Source organism: Pseudidiomarina marina, assembly GCF_044807045.1.
In the GTDB taxonomy this organism is placed as follows: Bacteria; Pseudomonadota; Gammaproteobacteria; order Enterobacterales; family Alteromonadaceae; genus Pseudidiomarina; species Pseudidiomarina marina.
Genome location: NZ_CP085233.1, coordinates 1,895,332 through 1,911,752, shown reverse-complemented (window position 1 = coordinate 1,911,752; position 16,421 = coordinate 1,895,332). Strand labels below are relative to the sequence as shown.

Here is a 16,421-nt window from a genome sequence, read left to right as displayed (position 1 = left end):
TACTGATGCAGCACACGAATTTCAGTGTTGGTGTGGGGCTATAGCTCAGCTGGGAGAGCGCTTGCATGGCATGCAAGAGGTCAGCGGTTCGATCCCGCTTAGCTCCACCAAAGCTGCGCTTTACAGTAGTGAAAACTTGATAGTGATTTGTTCTGGTGCGTCCCCTTCGTCTAGAGGCCTAGGACACCGCCCTTTCACGGCGGTAACAGGGGTTCGAATCCCCTAGGGGACGCCACTCAATAGAACGTTAGTCGTTATTCGTTTTTCGTTACTCGAAAGAGCAAAACGAAGGTCAATAACGAATAACCAGTAACGAGTAACCAGAATGTTTGTCCGGGGTCCCCTTCGTCTAGAGGCCTAGGACACCGCCCTTTCACGGCGGTAACAGGGGTTCGAATCCCCTAGGGGACGCCACTTCTTTAAAAGCAAAAGCGTTATTCGTTATTCGAACGTTTGCTTCGCTCACTCTTCGTCCGTGCTTCGCACTGTTCGATGTAGACTGCAATTTAGATTTATGAGTCCTTGTCCCCTTCGTCTAGAGGCCTAGGACACCGCCCTTTCACGGCGGTAACAGGGGTTCGAATCCCCTAGGGGACGCCACTTCTTAAAAGCAAAAGCGTTATTCGTTATTCGTTATTCGAACGTTCGCTTCGCTCACTCTTCGAAAAACCAAAACCAAAACCAAAACCAAAACCAAAACCAAAACCAAAACCTAAGTCGTTAGTGCTTCTTTCTATCTTTAACGAATAACCAATAACCAATAACGAATAACGAATAACGAATAACGAATAACGAATAACGAATAACTAGTAACGTCTTTCCGAACAGCGAAGCGTACGAACAGCGTAGCGCACGAACAACGATCAACGCTTGTCAATCAATTCCAGTAGATGCGGTTCCATAATATCGGCAATGAGCGGCTGTGCCTCGCGATTCGGATGAATACCATCACCCTGCATCAAATCTTCATTCTCAATAATTTGTTCCATAAAGAAAGGAATGAGTGGGACTTGATGCTGCTCAGCTAAGTTTGGGAAAATGTCAGCGAACATTTCGCTGTAGCGCTGGCCGTAGTTCGGCGGAATTCTCACCTGACTTAACGCAACTTTAGCGTCCTGCTGTTGCAATTGCATGATAATCTGTACCAAATTGTCTGAAATAGTGGCTGGGTTAAAACCACGAAGACCGTCATTACCGCCAAGTTCGACGAATACGGCATCGGGTTGATGACGCTCAATAACCCCAGCTAAACGATTTAATGCACCTTGGGTGGTGTCACCGCTAATACTGGCATTAATGAGCGTAATGTCGGGATATTTTTCGGCCCAGCGTTGTTGCAATACACCCACCCAGGACTCGCTTTGCGCCATGCCATAACCGGCACTTAGGCTATCACCTAAAACAACAAGTGAGACATTTGCCGAAACTGGACGTATAACAACGAACAATGCGACGATTACTAACAATTTAGCTAGGAAGTTTTTCATAAATGCTTATTCAAACCACTCAATTAGAAAAAAAAGTTACGACTCAAGACGGTATTCTACACATTTTACAGCCAATTGACCTGTCTATTGAAGCGGGCCAAACCGTTGCTATCGTGGGCGCATCAGGCTCAGGTAAATCGACCTTACTGTCTTTACTTGCGGGGTTAGACCTTGCAAGTGGCGGTGATGTTTCCATAGATAACGTAAATTTGGGAGATTTGGATGAGGAGCAACGTGCAAAAGTGCGCGCTGACAAAATTGGCTTCATTTTCCAGTCGTTTTTATTAATCCCGAGTTTGACTGCTCTCGAAAATGTGATGTTACCAGCTGAACTAGCCGGACATAAAAATGCTGAGCAACAGGCGCGAGAGCTGTTAACCAAAGTTGGATTAGGAGAGCGTTTAAAGCACTACCCAAACCAATTATCTGGCGGTGAACAACAACGGGTCGCGATTGCGCGCGCTTTCATCGGTACGCCGAAAATATTGTTCGCTGATGAGCCAACAGGAAATTTAGATGCTACTACCGGGCATAAAGTTGAAGATTTATTGTTTGAAATGAACAAGGAATCAGGCACAACGCTGGTTATGGTCACGCATGACCCTGAGTTAGCGAAGCGTTGTCAGCGTATTTTGAAGATGGATGCGGGGCGATTAACCGAGGTAAGCAACGATGTGGCATAAGATTTCATGGCGATTATTACGCCACGAGCTTAAGCGCGGCGAGTTGACAATTATGGCTGCGGCTATCGTGCTGTCAGTGACTGCGGTGTTGTCGTTGTCGTTATTCACCGAGCGTTTGCAATCGGGTTTGTTGGCTCGCAGCGCCGAGTTTCTCGCAGCTGACAGGGTATTAAGTTCGCGCCGACCAATCTCGGATGAGTGGTTGGAGCAAGCTCAGCAACGCGGATTAGATACCGCAAATCGGGTTGTATTCAATAGTATGGCTTTTGCCGACGATAATTTGGCACTCGTAGATATTAAAGCCGTGAGTGATGGCTATCCGTTGCGGGGTAGTTTACGCACAGCCTCTGAACCCTTTGGTGACGAAACGACAGTCATTAATCAGTTGCCAGGCGAGGGCGAGGCTTGGGTTGCTGCCGCCTTGTTTCAAGAGTTGGATCTCGAAGTTGGTGATACGCTTGAAATTGGGCAAAGTAAATTTAAGGTTTCTCGAGTGCTGACGTATGAGCCAGACGTCGGTTTCTCGGTATTTACGGATAGTCCCAATGTGCTCATTCATTATGATCAGCTCGAACAAACGGGCTTGATACAGCCGGGTTCACGGGTGCGTTATAACGTGCTGTTTGCCGGTACCGCTGAGCAACTCGATGGTTATTACGAGTGGTTGGCACCGCAACTTAATGATGACACGCATAACTGGCGAAGTATCGAGGATGGTGACAGCCCACTGGCTCGCAGTTTGCAGCGCGCTGAGCGGTTTATGTTGCTGGCAAGTTTATTGGGAGTGGTATTGGCCGCCACCGCGGTGGCTGTGGCCGCTCAACGTTACTGCCAGCGGAACTACGATGTGGTCGCTATTTTCAAAACCCTTGGTGCTGAACGTCGACAAATTCAGCGGATTTTTATTCTGCATTTGTTACTACTGACTTTCATCAGTATTGGCGTCGGCTTGTTGCTTGGGTGGGTAATCCAAGCGCAAGTGATTGAGTTTGTTGCCGCGCAGTTGGGTGCGGAGCTACCTGCGGCAGGCCTGAAACCTTACGTGTTAGCATCGGCAACAGGTCTGGTTAGTGCGGTCATGTTTACCCTCTATCCATTGCTACGTTTGATCGCCATTCCACCGCTACGGGTATTAAATCGAGAGCTTACCGGCACGGATAAACTACGCTGGTTGCATTGGATTGCATCGGCAGGAACCATCTATGCGTTATTGCTGATTTACAGTCAACAATGGTTACTTTCAACAGCGCTATTTGCCGGTGGTGCAGTGGCTGCCGTTTTGCTATTGGCCGTAGGTCGCCTATTTATTCGGGCGAGCCGACAGGCTGGTATGCAAGCTGGTAGTGCATGGCGTTTAGCGATGGCTGGCTTGCAGCGACGTGCGCAGGCCAATAGCGTGCAAATGTTAAGCTTCTCGACCGCAATCATGTTGCTGCTATTAGTATTAGCGCTACGCAATGAATTATTGGCCGATTGGGAACGCCAACTTCCTGATGATGCGCCAAACTATTTTATTGTGAATGTTGCGCCAGGTGATGTGGCGCAATTGGAACAGCGTTTTGCCGCACGCGATATCGAATCAAAAGATATGTATCCGGTGGTGCCGGGAAGGATGACAGCAGTTAATGGTGTTCCAGTTCGTGATGAGGTGACCAAAGAGGCCGGCGGCGATGAAGCAGATACGCAAACCAATAATGCCGAGCAACGCGAAGGCTTTGGGCGCGAACTTTCGCTGACCTGGCGAGATGATCTACCACCGAACAATACCATTGTTGCTGGTGAGTGGTGGGGTGACAATCCTCAGCCACAAGTATCTATTGAAGAAGAAGTTGCTGAGCGGATGCGTTTGTCGATTGGCGACGAGCTGGAATTTAATATCGGCGGCAATACATTCACGGTGCCGGTAACCAGCATCCGTAAGGTGAACTGGGGATCGTTGCAGCCGAATTTCTTCATGATATTTAACACCAGCACGTTAGAAGATTTCCCAGCGACGTTTATTTCGAGCTTTAATCTACCGAAAGAACGCCAAAGTGAACTTTATGAGCTGTTTAAGCCGTTCCCTGAAGTTTCATTAATTGATCTCGATGCGATTATGGAGCAATTACGTGAGGTGATTGACCAAGTCAGCATTGCCATTGCGTTTGTACTCGTACTGGTATTGATTGCTGGGATATTAGTGTTGTTGGCTCAGGTACAGGCGTCGATGGAAGAACGCCAGCAAGAATTAGTGATTTTGCGCACATTAGGGGCACCGGCGAAGCTACTTAGCCGTAGTGTTACTTACGAGTTTCTGATCCTCGGTGCAATTAGCGGCTTAATCGCAACCCTTGCAATGGAATTGTCGTTGTGGATTTTACAAACACAAGTATTTGAAATGGCGGCAACCATTCACTGGCGTTTCTGGTTAGTTGGTCCGCTGGCTGGTGCTATTGTCGTTGGAACATTAGGGCGATTGGCTTGTGCTCGATTAGTACGACGTAACACTGCGCAGTTAATTCGCAAGCTCGCGTAACTTTAACGCGAGCTTGTGACATTAAGAGTCGATCGCTTGGTCAATGTATTTTCCGAAAAGCTGCTGCCAATATGGTTGGTAGTCTTTTCGGAACACCGCAAAATGCCCAATACGTTTTAGCTGTAGGTTATTGGGGGAAATAACATGTCTTTGTTGAGGTGCATTGGCGTAAAAATCGTGCATGGCACGAATGTTGTGCGCGGTTAGCATTTCATCATCAGTAAAGCTTATTGATGTGATCGGTGTACGAATATTGGCATAGTGATCATATAGCTGTTCTGCACCCACCAAATAATCGGGATGCAAACACCAGCGACGCCATTGTTGCATGGCTGCGGCTGGCACATCTCCTACAATCCCCAGTTTTCGGCCTGGGAAATAACCACTCAGCGGTATTAACCATGGCGTAATCGCTCGCCATAATATCCATGATTTGTATTTCAGTTGTGGCTTTGTGTCTCGCCAAAAACCGGTTCCGGTAGCGACGGTGAGCATTTGTCGAACGTTTTGATTATTTGGGATCATGCCAAACAATTGACCACTAATGCTATGTGCGAACCAGAGTAAGGGTAACGACGGTTGTTGAGCGATTGCGTAGTCGATAACAGCGGCGGCATCGTAGGTGGCCCAATCGGTTACCGTGGTTTGGACGTGCCCTAGCGGCTTATCAATTGATGCGCCTATTCCGTAATAATCGAAACTGATGACATCAAATTGCTGTTCATTGAGCCACTGACAAAAATGTTGATAGAACGCCTGTGGTACCGCCATCGCTGGCGCCATGATGATGACACCCCGCGGATTTCGGGCGTGCCAATGGTAGGCAATAATCGTTCGTGCGGGCGCCGACTGAATACTGACGCGTCGTGGATTTTCCATAGGGTGCTAAGGTAATGCTTTGATGTAGGGTTTTACGGTAACTTTGGCGTATACACCAGCAGCAAAATAAGGGTCGGCATCAGCCCAGCGTTTTGCTTCTTCTAATGAATCGAATTCCGCGACAACCATCGAGCCGGTGAATCCAGCATCACCCGGGTCACTCGAGGCAATGGCAGGGCATGGGCCCGCAACAAGCAGTCGACCATCGGCTTGAAGTCGTTGCAGACGTTCTAAATGCGCAGGACGGGTTGCACGTCGCGCATCTAACGAGTTTGGCGCATCTTCAGCCCAAATAACAAACCACATTATTCAATTTCCTCTGCATCTTTTTCACGGTCAGTGTGATGTTTAAACATATAGGCGCCAGAGAACACACTAAAAATAAGTGTCGCTCCGAGTGTGCCGAATACTTTGAAATTTACCCACGCATCTAGACTCATCATTTCAGCAATATAAACGTTGATAATCGCCAGCGAGAGAGAAAATATGACCCATGCGTAAGTCAGCCGTCGCCACGCAAATAGCGGCAAATTAATCTCGCTATCTAGCATGCTCTGGAGTGGACTACGTTTTTTCCACCACATGCCAATGAGCAAAAATAGAGCAATAGCAACGTAAATGACGGTGACTTTGATCTTCACAAACCATTCATCACGTAGAAACAAAGTAATACTGCCGAAAATAAGCACTGCCCACATGACTATCCAGTGGCGCATGGTTACTGGCTCACGCATAAATTTCATCACGACAATTTGCATGACCGTACCGACCATCAACACACCGGTCGCGATAAAAATATCGCCAAGTAGGTAAAATAGAAAAAACAAAATGATTGGTAAGTATTCAAGTACTAACAACATGATGATGCCCGTTTTATTCTTATTCCCGCAGTGTGCCAGAAAAGTTTGTTAGGTACTAGATTCAAAGACTACACTTAAGCTAAGTAAGCAACGTACAGTATAGTTTTTCCGCAGCGAGAGGCCAGCATGAAAATTTTGATTACAGGTGGCACCGGTTTAATCGGCTCAGCGTTAATTTCGCACTTATTGACGGATTATCAGGTTACCGTCATTAGTCGTAATCCGCAGCGCGCCATTCAACGTCTAGGCTCGCAAGTTCATGTGATCCGAAGCTTGGATGAAGTAACGGATATCAGTGATTATTTTGCGGTGATCAATTTGCAAGGTGAGGGGATTGCGGACAAACGTTGGAGCTCTCGACAAAAACTGCGAATTGAGCAAAGTCGTTGGAATATCACTCGGCAATTGACCGAAGCGATTCAAGCAGCAGCGCAACCGCCGCAAGTTTTTATCAGTGGCTCCGCAATTGGCTATTACGGAGCCCAAGGAAATACGCCTGTTACCGAGGCAACCAAAGTAGAGAAAGATGACTTTGCTCATCATTTATGTGCTGAATGGGAGCGGCTAGCGTTAGCCGCTGAATCAGAACAAACCCGTGTTTGTATTGTGCGAACAGGCGTCGTGTTAGCGCCAAAAGGCGGTGCGCTACAAAAGATGTTACCACCCTATTTACTTGGGCTTGGCGGTCCTTTAGGAGACGGCAAACAAGGGTTTAGTTGGATTCAGTTAGACGATATGGTGGGAATTATTTTATTATTGCTCGCCAACGAAAATACGCGTGGTATCTATAATGCAACTGCGCCACATCCGGTTGAGCAAAGAGAGTTCAGTAAAACCGTGGCAAAAGTGTTACGAAAATCACACTTTATGCGGGTGCCTGCGTGGGCTTTAAAGCTAATGCTTGGCGAGATGTCACACATGCTATTAACCGGCCAGTTGGTTATTCCTGAGCGTCTGCAACAGGCCGGTTATCAATTTAAATATCCAAACGTTGAGGCTGCACTCAAACGATGCTTGTTGCCGCCTTCATAGTTTGAACAAACTGAGTGAGTTCATGAACGAGTTGGCTCTCATCGTTTTGGTACCGTTCAATGATTTTCACGATGGCTGAGCCACAAATCGCGCCAGCGGCACCTGCGTTTAATGCAGCCTGAACATGTTCAGGTTTAGCGATACCAAACCCCAGCAACGGCGGTGCACTGCGATTGTTTCGTAATTGCTCGATGACAGCGCTGGCTGGCGCTTGCATTTGTGTTTCAGCGCCTGTGACACCAGCGCGACTTAGCAAGTAAACATAGCCTTCGCTGTGCTTCGCAACATTAACTAATGTTTGCTCAGACGCATCGGGGGGCGCGATATAGATAGGCGCCACACCATGCTGCTTGGCGGCATCGGCAAATTTCAGGCCTTCGCGGACTGGAACATCGGCAATGAGCACTGAGTCAACGCCGGCCTCTGCGCAACGTTGATAAAATGATTCGGTGCCTTTACTCACCACAAGGTTCGCGTAAACCAATAAACCGATAGGTAGTTCAGGGTAGTTTGAACGAACTTGTTGAATGATCGCAAAAGCATCAGATATGCGCGTACCCGCAGCAAGCGCGCGAATGTTCGCTTTTTGAATGGTGGGGCCATCGGCCACTGGATCAGAAAACGGTAATCCCAACTCGAGTGCATCGGCGCCGCCGTCAATAAGAGCTTCGATAACTTTGAGGCTTAACTCAGGTGTTGGATCGCCCAAGGTCACAAATGGGACAAACGCGCCTTGCTGTTTCGATTTTAACTGCTCAAACATATGTTGGTAGCGATTCATGCCTGCGCTCCTTGTTGGAAAATACGGCGTACATGGTCAATATCTTTATCGCCACGACCAGAGAGGTTAATCAATAGCACTTTTGGCGCATCAGGTTCTGCCGCACGACGCAGTGCATAGGCAAGCGCATGGGCTGATTCAAGCGCTGGGATAATGCCTTCATGTTGCGCAAGAATTTGGAATGCATCCAATGCCTCTTGATCGGTCACTGACTCATAACGTGCACGTCCAATCTCCCGCAAATACGCATGTTGTGGACCGACGCCAGGATAATCGAGACCCGCCGATACCGAATAACTTTCCTCAATTTGACCTTCGTCGGTTTGCATCAGGAATGATCGGCAGCCATGCAGAATGCCAGGTTTACCAGCGGTTAGTGTTGCGCCATGATGTGCTGTTTCAACGCCTTTGCCGGCCGGTTCAACACCAACTAAAGCCACATCGGATTCGTCGATAAACTCGGCGAACATACCAATGGCATTGGAGCCACCGCCAACACAGGCAATGACTTCGTCAGGTAGGCGGCCAATGCGTTCTAGCATTTGTGCTTTGGCTTCGGCACCAATCATGCGGTGAAACTCACGCACAATGGTTGGGAATGGATGCGGACCAGCCGCGGTTCCGAGCAAATAGTGAGTGGTGCTATAACTAGCTGTCCAGTCACGCATGGCTTCGTTCACGGCGTCTTTTAAGGTGCCGCTGCCGGTATCGACTGGCACCACTTTGGCACCCATGAGTTCCATCCGAAATACATTCGGTTGTTGGCGCGCAACGTCTTTAGCGCCCATGTAAATAATACACTCGAGGTCTAATAGCGCACATGCAAGCGCGGTTGCTGTGCCATGCTGACCTGCGCCGGTTTCGGCGATGATGCGTTTTTTGCCCATACGCTTTGCCAGCAAGGCTTGGCCCAATACCTGGTTCGTCTTGTGGGCACCGCCGTGCAGCAAATCTTCGCGTTTCAGATAAATTTGCGTGCCATTGGGCGAATGCAACGGCAAATTGCGACAAAGCGACACAGGAGTAGGACGCCCTAGGTAATTCTTTAATAGATCGGCGAATTCGGCCTGAAACTCAGGGTCTTGCTGAGCATCAATGAAAGCTTGTTCGAGCTGATCCAAGGCCGGCAACAAAATTTCAGGTACAAATTGGCCACCAAAGTCGCCAAAGTAAGCGGATAGTTTCTCAGTTGATTGGGTCATGATACTGCCTCCTGATCCGGCTGGATCTGGTTTTCTGATTTACCGTAAGTACGAATGTGTTCGAAAAATTTTAAGATTTTACCGGCGTCTTTGCGGCCTTTGGCGTACTCAACGCCCGAATTGACATCGAGTTGCGAAATTCCTGTTGTTTGGGCCTCGCTCAAGTTCGCAAGGCTTAACCCACCGGCCAATATACACTGACTTAATTGTTGTTCACTTAATCCTTTGAGCAGTGACCAATCAAACGGCTGGCCGCTACCACCAAAGCGATTATCGAGTAAAAATGCATCCACTTCGAGGTGTGGCAAGATGAGTGGCTCATCCACACCAATGGCTTTCCAAATCTTTGTAGTTGGCAGCGCTTTGCGTAACTCGCTAATGTAATCAATGTCTTCTTGACCGTGTAACTGCACAATCGCTAATTCTATGGATTGAGCTATTTCGATGACTTGCGCCAGCGGTTGATCGGCAAACACGCCAACAAAATTCAAGAGCGGCTCTGCGTGCACAATAGTCTGAGCTTGTTTTAAGCTGACATAGCGCGGTGAGTGTTCAACAAAAATTAATCCACCATACGCTGCACCAGCAGCACGGACGACGGTCGCATCGGCCGGCTCGGTTAGGCCGCAAACTTTGTGCTTTCCGTAAATTAGCTCACGGCAGGCTTGATCGACATTGTCGCACTGTGACAATGCGCTTCCAATCAAAAAGCCGTCGACATGGGCGGCCGCTTGTTGAATTTGCGCATGATTCGAATACCCCGATTCAGCCACAACTAAAACACCTTCGGGAATACGTTGACTCATATCAATACTGCGCTGCGGATTGATGGTTAAGTCATGCAGGTTGCGATTGTTAATACCGATGATGTTTGCGTTTAAGGCTAACGCGCGCTCAAGTTCTGGTTCCGTGGCCACCTCGGTGAGCACATCAAGCTGCAATTCCGCAGCGAGTTCGGCTAATTGGCGGTACTCGTCATCAGTTAATACGGACAGCATTAATAAAATGGCATCGGCGCCAAAATGGCGAGCCAAAATAACCTGCTCTGGCATCACGATGAAATCTTTGCAAAGCACCGGCTGCGGCACAGCAGCAGCCACGGCAGCTAAATAACGATAATCGCCTTGAAAGTAATCGGGCTCAGTGAGTACCGAAATGGCGTCGGCATATCGACTATAGGTTTGCGCCAAATTCACTGGATTAAAGTTGGGACGAATCAAACCTTTCGATGGCGATGCTTTTTTGCATTCAAGAATAAAGCTAGCTCGTGGCTGCGCCAGTGCTTGGTATAAACTGCGTTGGCTTGGCGCCAACTGCTTTTCTATTGACGCGATATCCAATTGCGCCAAGAACGTTTGTACCGAGCTGCGGCGAGTTTCTACAATTTCGTTAAGTATTGAACTAGCCACGATTAAACTCCTGAAGCTTCTCTAAGTGCGTTAACGCGGCGCCTGATGCCAGATGGTCTTGTACAGCCGCTGTTGCCTGTTTTAAGTCGGCATACTGGTCAGTCACATAGAGCATGGCTGCAACGGTGACGGCAACAGCATTGGTTTGCGCTGGCGTTGCTGCGCCCGCTAAAACCTGCTTGAGTAATTGCGCATTATAATCCGCGTCGCCGCCAACTAACTCAGCCACTTGCGCTGGCTGTACGCCAAAATCAGCGGCATTGAGCGTGTATTCGGTCAGTTCGCCATCACGTAATTCAACCACATGGGTCGGACCATGTAAGGCAATCTCATCAAGCCCCGAACCGTGGACGACCATGGCTCGCCGACAACCCAATAACTTCAAAGTTTCTGCCATCGGCCGGCACCAGCTTGGATCATACACTCCGAGCACTTGTGCATCAGGGCGTGCAGGGTTAACCAGCGGCCCTAGCAAGTTGAATAAAGTGCGAGTTTTAAGCGTTTGTCGACTTGGCATGGCATAGCGAATGCCTGGGTGATAATGCGGTGCAAATAGAAAGCAAAAGTTAAACGTATCGAGTTGCTGCTCGGCAATCTCAGGATCTTGCGTTACTGATAAGCCGAGGCTCTCGAGAACATCTGCTGAGCCAGACCGCGATGACACGCTACGGTTACCATGCTTAGCCACAGCTAAGCCCATGCTGGCAGCAACTAACGCGGCGGTGGTCGAAATATTCATGGTGTTACTACCGTCGCCACCGGTACCACAACTATCGATAACGGCTCGGGTAGGGCGCTTAAATGGCTTTGCCGCACGTCGTAATGCTTGTGCAGCACCGGCCATTTCTTCGGGCTGTTCGCCACGAAGTTTCATTGCCGTTAATGCGGCGGTTATTTGAATGTCATTAAGCTCGCCCTTAACCAAATGGTCGAACAGCTTTTCTGCCTGTTGCAGGGTTAATGGCTCACCGTTGAGTAAAGAATGAAGTGCCTGCATGATTAACCCCCGTACGGCTCAGATCGGTATTGTTGAAATAAGTAGGCGACGGTTTGCGCTAATAGCTGCGTACCGCGGCTGGTCAAAATAGATTCCGGATGGAACTGAAAGCCGATAGCCTGAAATTCTGGGAATTCTGCCGCCATCGGAATTGCCCCCGTTGCCGCAAGAACTTTAATTGAGTCGGGCAACTTGTAGCCACACAATGAATGATAGCGAGCCACAGTTAATGGATTATCCAACTGTTCAAATATGCAATGTTGGCGAGTTTCGATCAGTGCTTTTTTGCCATGCACAATATCAGGGCACCGGTCCACCTCGCCGCCCGCGGCATGGATGAGCGCCTGAAAGCCAAGACAGATGCCAAGCATAGGGAAATGGCCTTGAGCGGCTTTTATCAACGCCAGCAAGTTGCCGGAATGAGCAGGGTGACCCGGGCCTGGCGATAAACATAAGAGCTGCCGCCCAGAATAGTCGCGCATGTTCGCTATCAACTGCTGCACGTCGATATCGTTGCGATAAACCACCAATGGGTAGCCAAGCTGGCGCAATTCATCTACGAGGTTGTAGCTGAATGAATCGAAGTTATCGAGCATCACAATGCGATCAGGTGCCGTTGTATGCGTTGTTGGATTAGCGAGCATTCGCAGCCTCCTGAATACGGTTATTGGCATGACGTACGGCTTCGATGACTGCACGCGCTTTGTTTTCGGTTTCGGCAACTTCTGCGGCAGGGTCGGAATCATGCACAACACCAGCGCCAGCTTGAATGGTCGCTAAGCCATCTTTGACAAAGGCCGAACGAATCACAATGCAGGTATCCATATCACCAGCACCATTGACATAGCCGACGGCACCGCCGTAGCTACCACGCCGTTGCTGTTCAACTTGGCGAATCAGCGTTGCTGCGCTAATTTTAGGTGCGCCTACTAAGGTGCCCATATTCATGCAGGCGCGATAAGCATGGAACGCATCTAAATCGTCAGCCAATTGCGCGACTACCCGAGAAACTAAGTGCATGACATGCGAATAACGGTCGACTTGCAGCAAATCGGCGACGTAGCGTGTACCCGGCTGTGCAATACGAGCCAAATCGTTGCGTGCGAGGTCCACCAGCATCATATGTTCAGAGAGTTCTTTTTGATCTAAACGCAATTCAAGTTCTAAGCGACTATCTAGATCGGCGTGAATCGTACCATCGGCATTTTTGCCGCGTGGACGAGTGCCGGCAATCGGGTATAACTCAACTTGATTAGTTGCTGCCGTATATTTAAGCGCCGATTCGGGGGACGCGCCGAACAACTCGAAACTATCGGTACGCAGGTAAAACATATATGGCGACGGATTGGCCTTTTTAAGCTCTGCATAGGCTAATAAACTGTCGCTGCATGGCAGTTGAAAACGCCGCGAAGGCACCACTTGAAAGATATCGCCAGCACTGATGTGTTCTTTCAGCTGCAGAACTTGTTGGGCAAACGCTTTGGCCGAAGGGGTTACCTTCAAAGCGTCATCAACACCTTGGTTTTTGCTTTGCTTTTGCATTGACGGAAATTGGCATAAGGCAGCAATTTGTCCCACTTGCGCCGCTATATCCGCATAATATTCCGCACTCTGTGGTCCGCTAATAAGACTAGCTAGAAGCTCGGTTGTTTGCCGTTGGTGATCAATAACAAGCAAAGTTTCAGCGAGGTAGAATTGATAATCAGGACAGCTATTTTCAGCTGTTTCAACGTAGGGTAATTGCTCAAACGTTGCCACATAGTCATAGGCAAACACACCGCCGATAAATATCGCCATGGCATGCGGTGCGCCAAGTTGCGCTTTGGTTTGTAGTTTTTGCTGAACAATTCGTAACGGTTCGACATTGCTAGGAGCACGTAACCGCGAATCTTCGTCTGCAACGGCCTTTGTTTGTTTGAACTCACACTGCAACTGTCGGTTGGTTGCCGTGACCTCGCAAACATCGCTACCAAGTGCGTCAAGCTGTTGCGCTAACCATGGTAATAGCGCTGCGCCATTATTGGTAAGCGCTTTAATGATGACGGTTTGGCCGTGACAGGTAAATTGCACGGCGGCATTCACCATGAGCAAGCTTTTGAGATTCTGCCGCGACTGAATTTCGGCAGAATCGAGCAATAAACTTGGCTGCTGCGGCGAGCAGAGCCTTTCGTATACGGCAAGCGTATCGGCTTGATACGGTAGCTTCATGCGTAAACTCGTCAAGAAGCCCGGTTGTTCAATAATATTCACGCTACAGTACTCTTTCTTGTTGAGTGATAGTCGATAACTTTTGGTTGTTCAAAGTTGTATAACTTTCTTTTGCCGCTTGATATCGATAAGCGTGAATAAAAAAACCCGCTTATCGAAGCGGGTTTGTAGCAAACGTGATTAACACGCACAGATACATCGCCCGCTAGCTCGGGAAATGCCACCACCAGTTTTTACGTAGTTGTGATTGCTGTGCCATTGTTATCACGGCTGCTTCCTTTATTTTGTAAACTAAATGACTAGCTTGTCTAATTGATGAGTCGAATGTATCGCGATTAAAAAGTGATGTCAACGCTCAATTGACAGTCGCTATTAACGAACGTTGTGCTTCATAATGCGCGCCTTTTGACGCTGCCAATCGCGTTCTTTAATGGTGTCGCGTTTATCGTGAGACTTCTTACCCTTGGCGAGGTAAATTTCTAACTTCACCAAATGCTTTTTCCAATACATTGCCGTGGCGACAATGGCGTAACCTTCGCGTTCACTGGCGCCGATTAGTTTGTCGAGCTCGCGCTTTTTTAATAAGAGCTTGCGGGTGCGTTCAGGGTCGCACACAACGTGGCTTGAGGCTGAGATAAGTGGTTGAATTTGCGCACCAAGTAGATAGGCCTCACCATTTTTGATGATGACGTAGGTGTCGCTAATGTTGACCTTACCAGCACGGATACTTTTTACTTCCCAACCTTGCAGGGCTAAGCCGGCCTCAAATTTATCTTCGAGGAAATATTCGTGACGCGCTTTTTTATTCAACGCGATGGTATTTGAATTTTGATTTTTTTTAGTTTTGCTCATGCGCCGTATTATACCGATGGCAGGAAAAATTAAAATTTGTTTTATTGCAAAATCACGGGTTTATTTGCTCAATTTGAGAGGGTGATTCAATGTATGAAATGCGCTATCATGCGCATCATTTTAACCAAACGAGGACTGCGATGCCGACTATTGAACGGAGTGCTTTAGTACCATACAGCGATGCGCAAATGTACGCATTGGTGAATGACGTCGATCGTTATCCGGAGTTTGTGCCAGGTTGCCGCAGTGCATCGGTGTTAGAGAGCGATGAGCAAAATAAAGTCGCCCGTCTCGATATTTCCAAAGCCGGAATCAGTAAATCGTTCACAACACGTAATACGCTTGTACCGTTTGAACGAATTGATATGGTGCTTGTGGATGGACCGTTTCAGTATTTGCGTGGTGGCTGGAGTTTCCATAAGCTTGATGAACAAGCCTGCAAAATTGTGTTAAAGCTGGAATTCGAGTTTGCGAATCGTCTGCTCGGCATGGCATTTGGTAAAATTTTTAATGAGCTGCAAAGCCGCATGGTTGATGCGTTTGTACAGCGTGCACAACAAGTGTATGGGTCACAATAAATAATGGCACCGCAACAAATTCAAATTGAAGTAGCGTACGCAACGCCTGAACGTCAGCAAATTATTCCGCTGCGAGTTCCTGTCGGTACGATAGTTGAAGATGCGATTGAGCGTTCACAGATCAAACAATACTTCCCAGAAATTGATCTCTCGGAACAAAAGGTTGGTATCTGGAGTAAAGCGGTTAAGCTCGATCATGAATTACGAGAAGGTGATCGTATCGAAATTTACCGCCCACTTATTGCTGATCCTAAAGCGGTTAGACGCCGTCGTGCGGATCAAGCTATAGATGAGGGGCGAGCCGATCCGGTTACTGGTGGACGTCGACGTCGACGCCAAGATGAATCAGCTGATTCAGCTGAGGAGAACGAATAAGTCGTGGCTGTTACCCTGTTTATTATGCGCCATGGTGATGCTGAACCAGCGCAGGCATTAAAAGCTGATGCAATACGCCCGCTAAGCACGCTCGGTGAGAGTGAGGTGTTGGCAAGTGCCGATTGGCTGAAAAGCTACATGCAAGAACAGGGAACGCAATTCGATTGGTTATTAGCCAGCCCATTTATTCGTGCCCAGCAAACCGCGACCATTGTTGAATCCATTACTCCCGCCAGTCACCGCGATGTTGCCGATGATGCGATTCCTGAAAGCGATCCGCAAGAATTCTGTGATTGGTTTTTTGCAATGTTGCAAAGCCGCTATCCGAACGCTGAAACTATTGTGTTGGTGTCGCATATGCCGTTTGTGAGCTATCTTGTGGCGACGCTGGATAAGAAAACGCCGCCGTTGTTGTTTCCGACGGCTGGGATGGCGGAGTTGAAGTTGGATGTGGCGATGCAGCGAGCCGACTTCATCCGCATGGTCGTTCCTTAAAAACCAAGTGCGATATTAGCTATTAGATATTAGATATTAGCGCGGATGTTTCAGGGTTTTCTAATATC

Annotated in this window: 17 protein-coding genes, 4 tRNA genes and 1 other annotated feature; of the genes, 10 read left to right on the top strand and 11 right to left on the bottom strand. The window is 48.3% G+C overall.

Translation table 11 applies throughout. The annotated features are described in order from the left end of the window. The first annotated feature begins 34 nt into the window (after positions 1–34). The 4 genes from LG272_RS09070 (at position 35) to LG272_RS09055 (ending at position 600) form a co-directional block, all read left to right on the top strand. Positions 35–110: transfer RNA gene (locus LG272_RS09070), tRNA-Ala, on the top strand. Positions 111–159: 49 nt separating this feature from the next. Then, a tRNA-Glu gene (locus LG272_RS09065) sits at positions 160–235 on the top strand. Between the two features lie 103 nt (positions 236–338). After that, positions 339–414 (top strand) — tRNA-Glu (locus LG272_RS09060). Positions 415–524: 110 nt separating this feature from the next. Continuing rightward, positions 525–600: transfer RNA gene (locus LG272_RS09055), tRNA-Glu, on the top strand. A 263-nt stretch (positions 601–863) separates the two neighbouring features. On the opposite strand, the gene LG272_RS09050 is transcribed toward LG272_RS09055, so the two are convergent. Further along, positions 864–1,487 carry an arylesterase gene (locus LG272_RS09050; RefSeq protein ID WP_126759017.1) on the bottom strand — a complete coding sequence of 208 codons (624 nt, stop codon included), beginning with the start codon at positions 1,485–1,487 and terminating at the stop codon, positions 864–866. A gap of 2 nt (positions 1,488–1,489) precedes the next feature. Here LG272_RS09050 and LG272_RS09045 point away from each other — a divergent pair, with 2 nt between their 5' ends. Both LG272_RS09045 and LG272_RS09040 read left to right on the top strand, forming a co-directional pair. After that, on the top strand, positions 1,490–2,170 hold the full coding sequence (locus LG272_RS09045) for an ABC transporter ATP-binding protein (RefSeq protein WP_126759016.1): 681 nt from the start codon (positions 1,490–1,492) through the stop codon (positions 2,168–2,170). Beyond that, positions 2,160–4,685, top strand: coding sequence for an ABC transporter permease (locus LG272_RS09040; protein ID WP_404408080.1), 2,526 nt, complete (start codon positions 2,160–2,162; stop codon positions 4,683–4,685). Before LG272_RS09045 ends, LG272_RS09040 begins: the two co-directional genes overlap by 11 nt. A 21-nt stretch (positions 4,686–4,706) precedes the next feature. On the opposite strand, the gene LG272_RS09035 is transcribed toward LG272_RS09040, so the two are convergent. Genes LG272_RS09035 through LG272_RS09025 form a run of 3 tightly spaced genes read right to left on the bottom strand, consistent with a single transcriptional unit; the run spans position 4,707 to position 6,424 of the window. Then, entirely contained in the window at positions 4,707–5,564 is an 858-nt protein-coding gene (locus LG272_RS09035) for a serine aminopeptidase domain-containing protein (protein ID WP_126759014.1), read from the bottom strand. A gap of 6 nt (positions 5,565–5,570) precedes the next feature. Beyond that, a complete protein-coding gene (locus LG272_RS09030) occupies positions 5,571–5,870 on the bottom strand; it encodes a YciI family protein (protein WP_404408077.1) in 300 nt (99 codons plus the stop codon). Then, positions 5,870–6,424 (bottom strand): inner membrane-spanning protein YciB, encoded by a 555-nt coding sequence (locus LG272_RS09025; protein ID WP_404408075.1) that lies wholly within the window; start codon positions 6,422–6,424, stop codon positions 5,870–5,872. The genes LG272_RS09030 and LG272_RS09025 overlap by 1 nt, the downstream gene beginning before the upstream one ends. A 126-nt stretch (positions 6,425–6,550) precedes the next feature. On the opposite strand from LG272_RS09025, the gene LG272_RS09020 reads away from it, so the two are divergent. Continuing rightward, a complete protein-coding gene (locus tag LG272_RS09020; protein WP_404408073.1) occupies positions 6,551–7,456 on the top strand; it encodes a TIGR01777 family oxidoreductase in 906 nt (301 codons plus the stop codon). Here LG272_RS09020 and trpA read toward each other — a convergent pair. The 7 genes from trpA to smpB all read right to left on the bottom strand — a co-directional run bounded on the left by trpA (position 7,428) and on the right by smpB (position 14,905). Then, positions 7,428–8,237, bottom strand: coding sequence for a tryptophan synthase subunit alpha (gene trpA, locus LG272_RS09015; protein ID WP_404408071.1), 810 nt, complete (start codon positions 8,235–8,237; stop codon positions 7,428–7,430). The two genes, LG272_RS09020 and trpA, sit on opposite strands and share 29 nt — an antisense overlap. Beyond that, entirely contained in the window at positions 8,234–9,439 is a 1,206-nt protein-coding gene (gene trpB, locus LG272_RS09010; RefSeq protein WP_404408069.1) for a tryptophan synthase subunit beta, read from the bottom strand. Before trpB ends, trpA begins: the two co-directional genes overlap by 4 nt. Beyond that, positions 9,436–10,848, bottom strand: a complete 1,413-nt coding sequence (trpCF, locus tag LG272_RS09005; RefSeq protein ID WP_404408067.1) for a bifunctional indole-3-glycerol-phosphate synthase TrpC/phosphoribosylanthranilate isomerase TrpF — start codon at positions 10,846–10,848, stop codon at positions 9,436–9,438. The genes trpB and trpCF overlap by 4 nt, the downstream gene beginning before the upstream one ends. Further along, positions 10,841–11,845 (bottom strand): anthranilate phosphoribosyltransferase, encoded by a 1,005-nt coding sequence (trpD, locus tag LG272_RS09000; protein ID WP_404408065.1) that lies wholly within the window; start codon positions 11,843–11,845, stop codon positions 10,841–10,843. The genes trpCF and trpD overlap by 8 nt, the downstream gene beginning before the upstream one ends. 2 nt (positions 11,846–11,847) lie before the next feature. Then, complete coding sequence (locus tag LG272_RS08995) at positions 11,848–12,489, bottom strand: aminodeoxychorismate/anthranilate synthase component II (RefSeq protein ID WP_404408063.1); 642 nt, start codon at positions 12,487–12,489, stop codon at positions 11,848–11,850. Continuing rightward, positions 12,479–14,095 carry an anthranilate synthase component 1 gene (locus tag LG272_RS08990; RefSeq protein WP_404408061.1) on the bottom strand — a complete coding sequence of 539 codons (1,617 nt, stop codon included), beginning with the start codon at positions 14,093–14,095 and terminating at the stop codon, positions 12,479–12,481. The genes LG272_RS08995 and LG272_RS08990 overlap by 11 nt, the downstream gene beginning before the upstream one ends. A gap of 95 nt (positions 14,096–14,190) precedes the next feature. Next, positions 14,191–14,288, bottom strand: a sequence feature (Trp leader region). A gap of 137 nt (positions 14,289–14,425) precedes the next feature. Further along, positions 14,426–14,905 carry an SsrA-binding protein SmpB gene (smpB, locus tag LG272_RS08985; RefSeq protein WP_126759005.1) on the bottom strand — a complete coding sequence of 160 codons (480 nt, stop codon included), beginning with the start codon at positions 14,903–14,905 and terminating at the stop codon, positions 14,426–14,428. 140 nt (positions 14,906–15,045) lie between these two features. Between smpB and LG272_RS08980 the strand changes: the two genes are divergently transcribed. The 3 genes from LG272_RS08980 to sixA are packed head-to-tail and all read left to right on the top strand — an operon-like array spanning position 15,046 to position 16,353. Then, positions 15,046–15,483: a type II toxin-antitoxin system RatA family toxin gene (locus LG272_RS08980; RefSeq protein ID WP_126759004.1), complete on the top strand. Its 438-nt coding sequence runs from the start codon at positions 15,046–15,048 to the stop codon at positions 15,481–15,483. A 3-nt stretch (positions 15,484–15,486) separates the two neighbouring features. Continuing rightward, positions 15,487–15,858 carry an RnfH family protein gene (locus tag LG272_RS08975; protein WP_126759003.1) on the top strand — a complete coding sequence of 124 codons (372 nt, stop codon included), beginning with the start codon at positions 15,487–15,489 and terminating at the stop codon, positions 15,856–15,858. Between the two features lie 3 nt (positions 15,859–15,861). Further along, entirely contained in the window at positions 15,862–16,353 is a 492-nt protein-coding gene (gene sixA / locus LG272_RS08970; RefSeq protein WP_126759002.1) for a phosphohistidine phosphatase SixA, read from the top strand. Positions 16,354–16,421 lie beyond the last annotated feature (68 nt).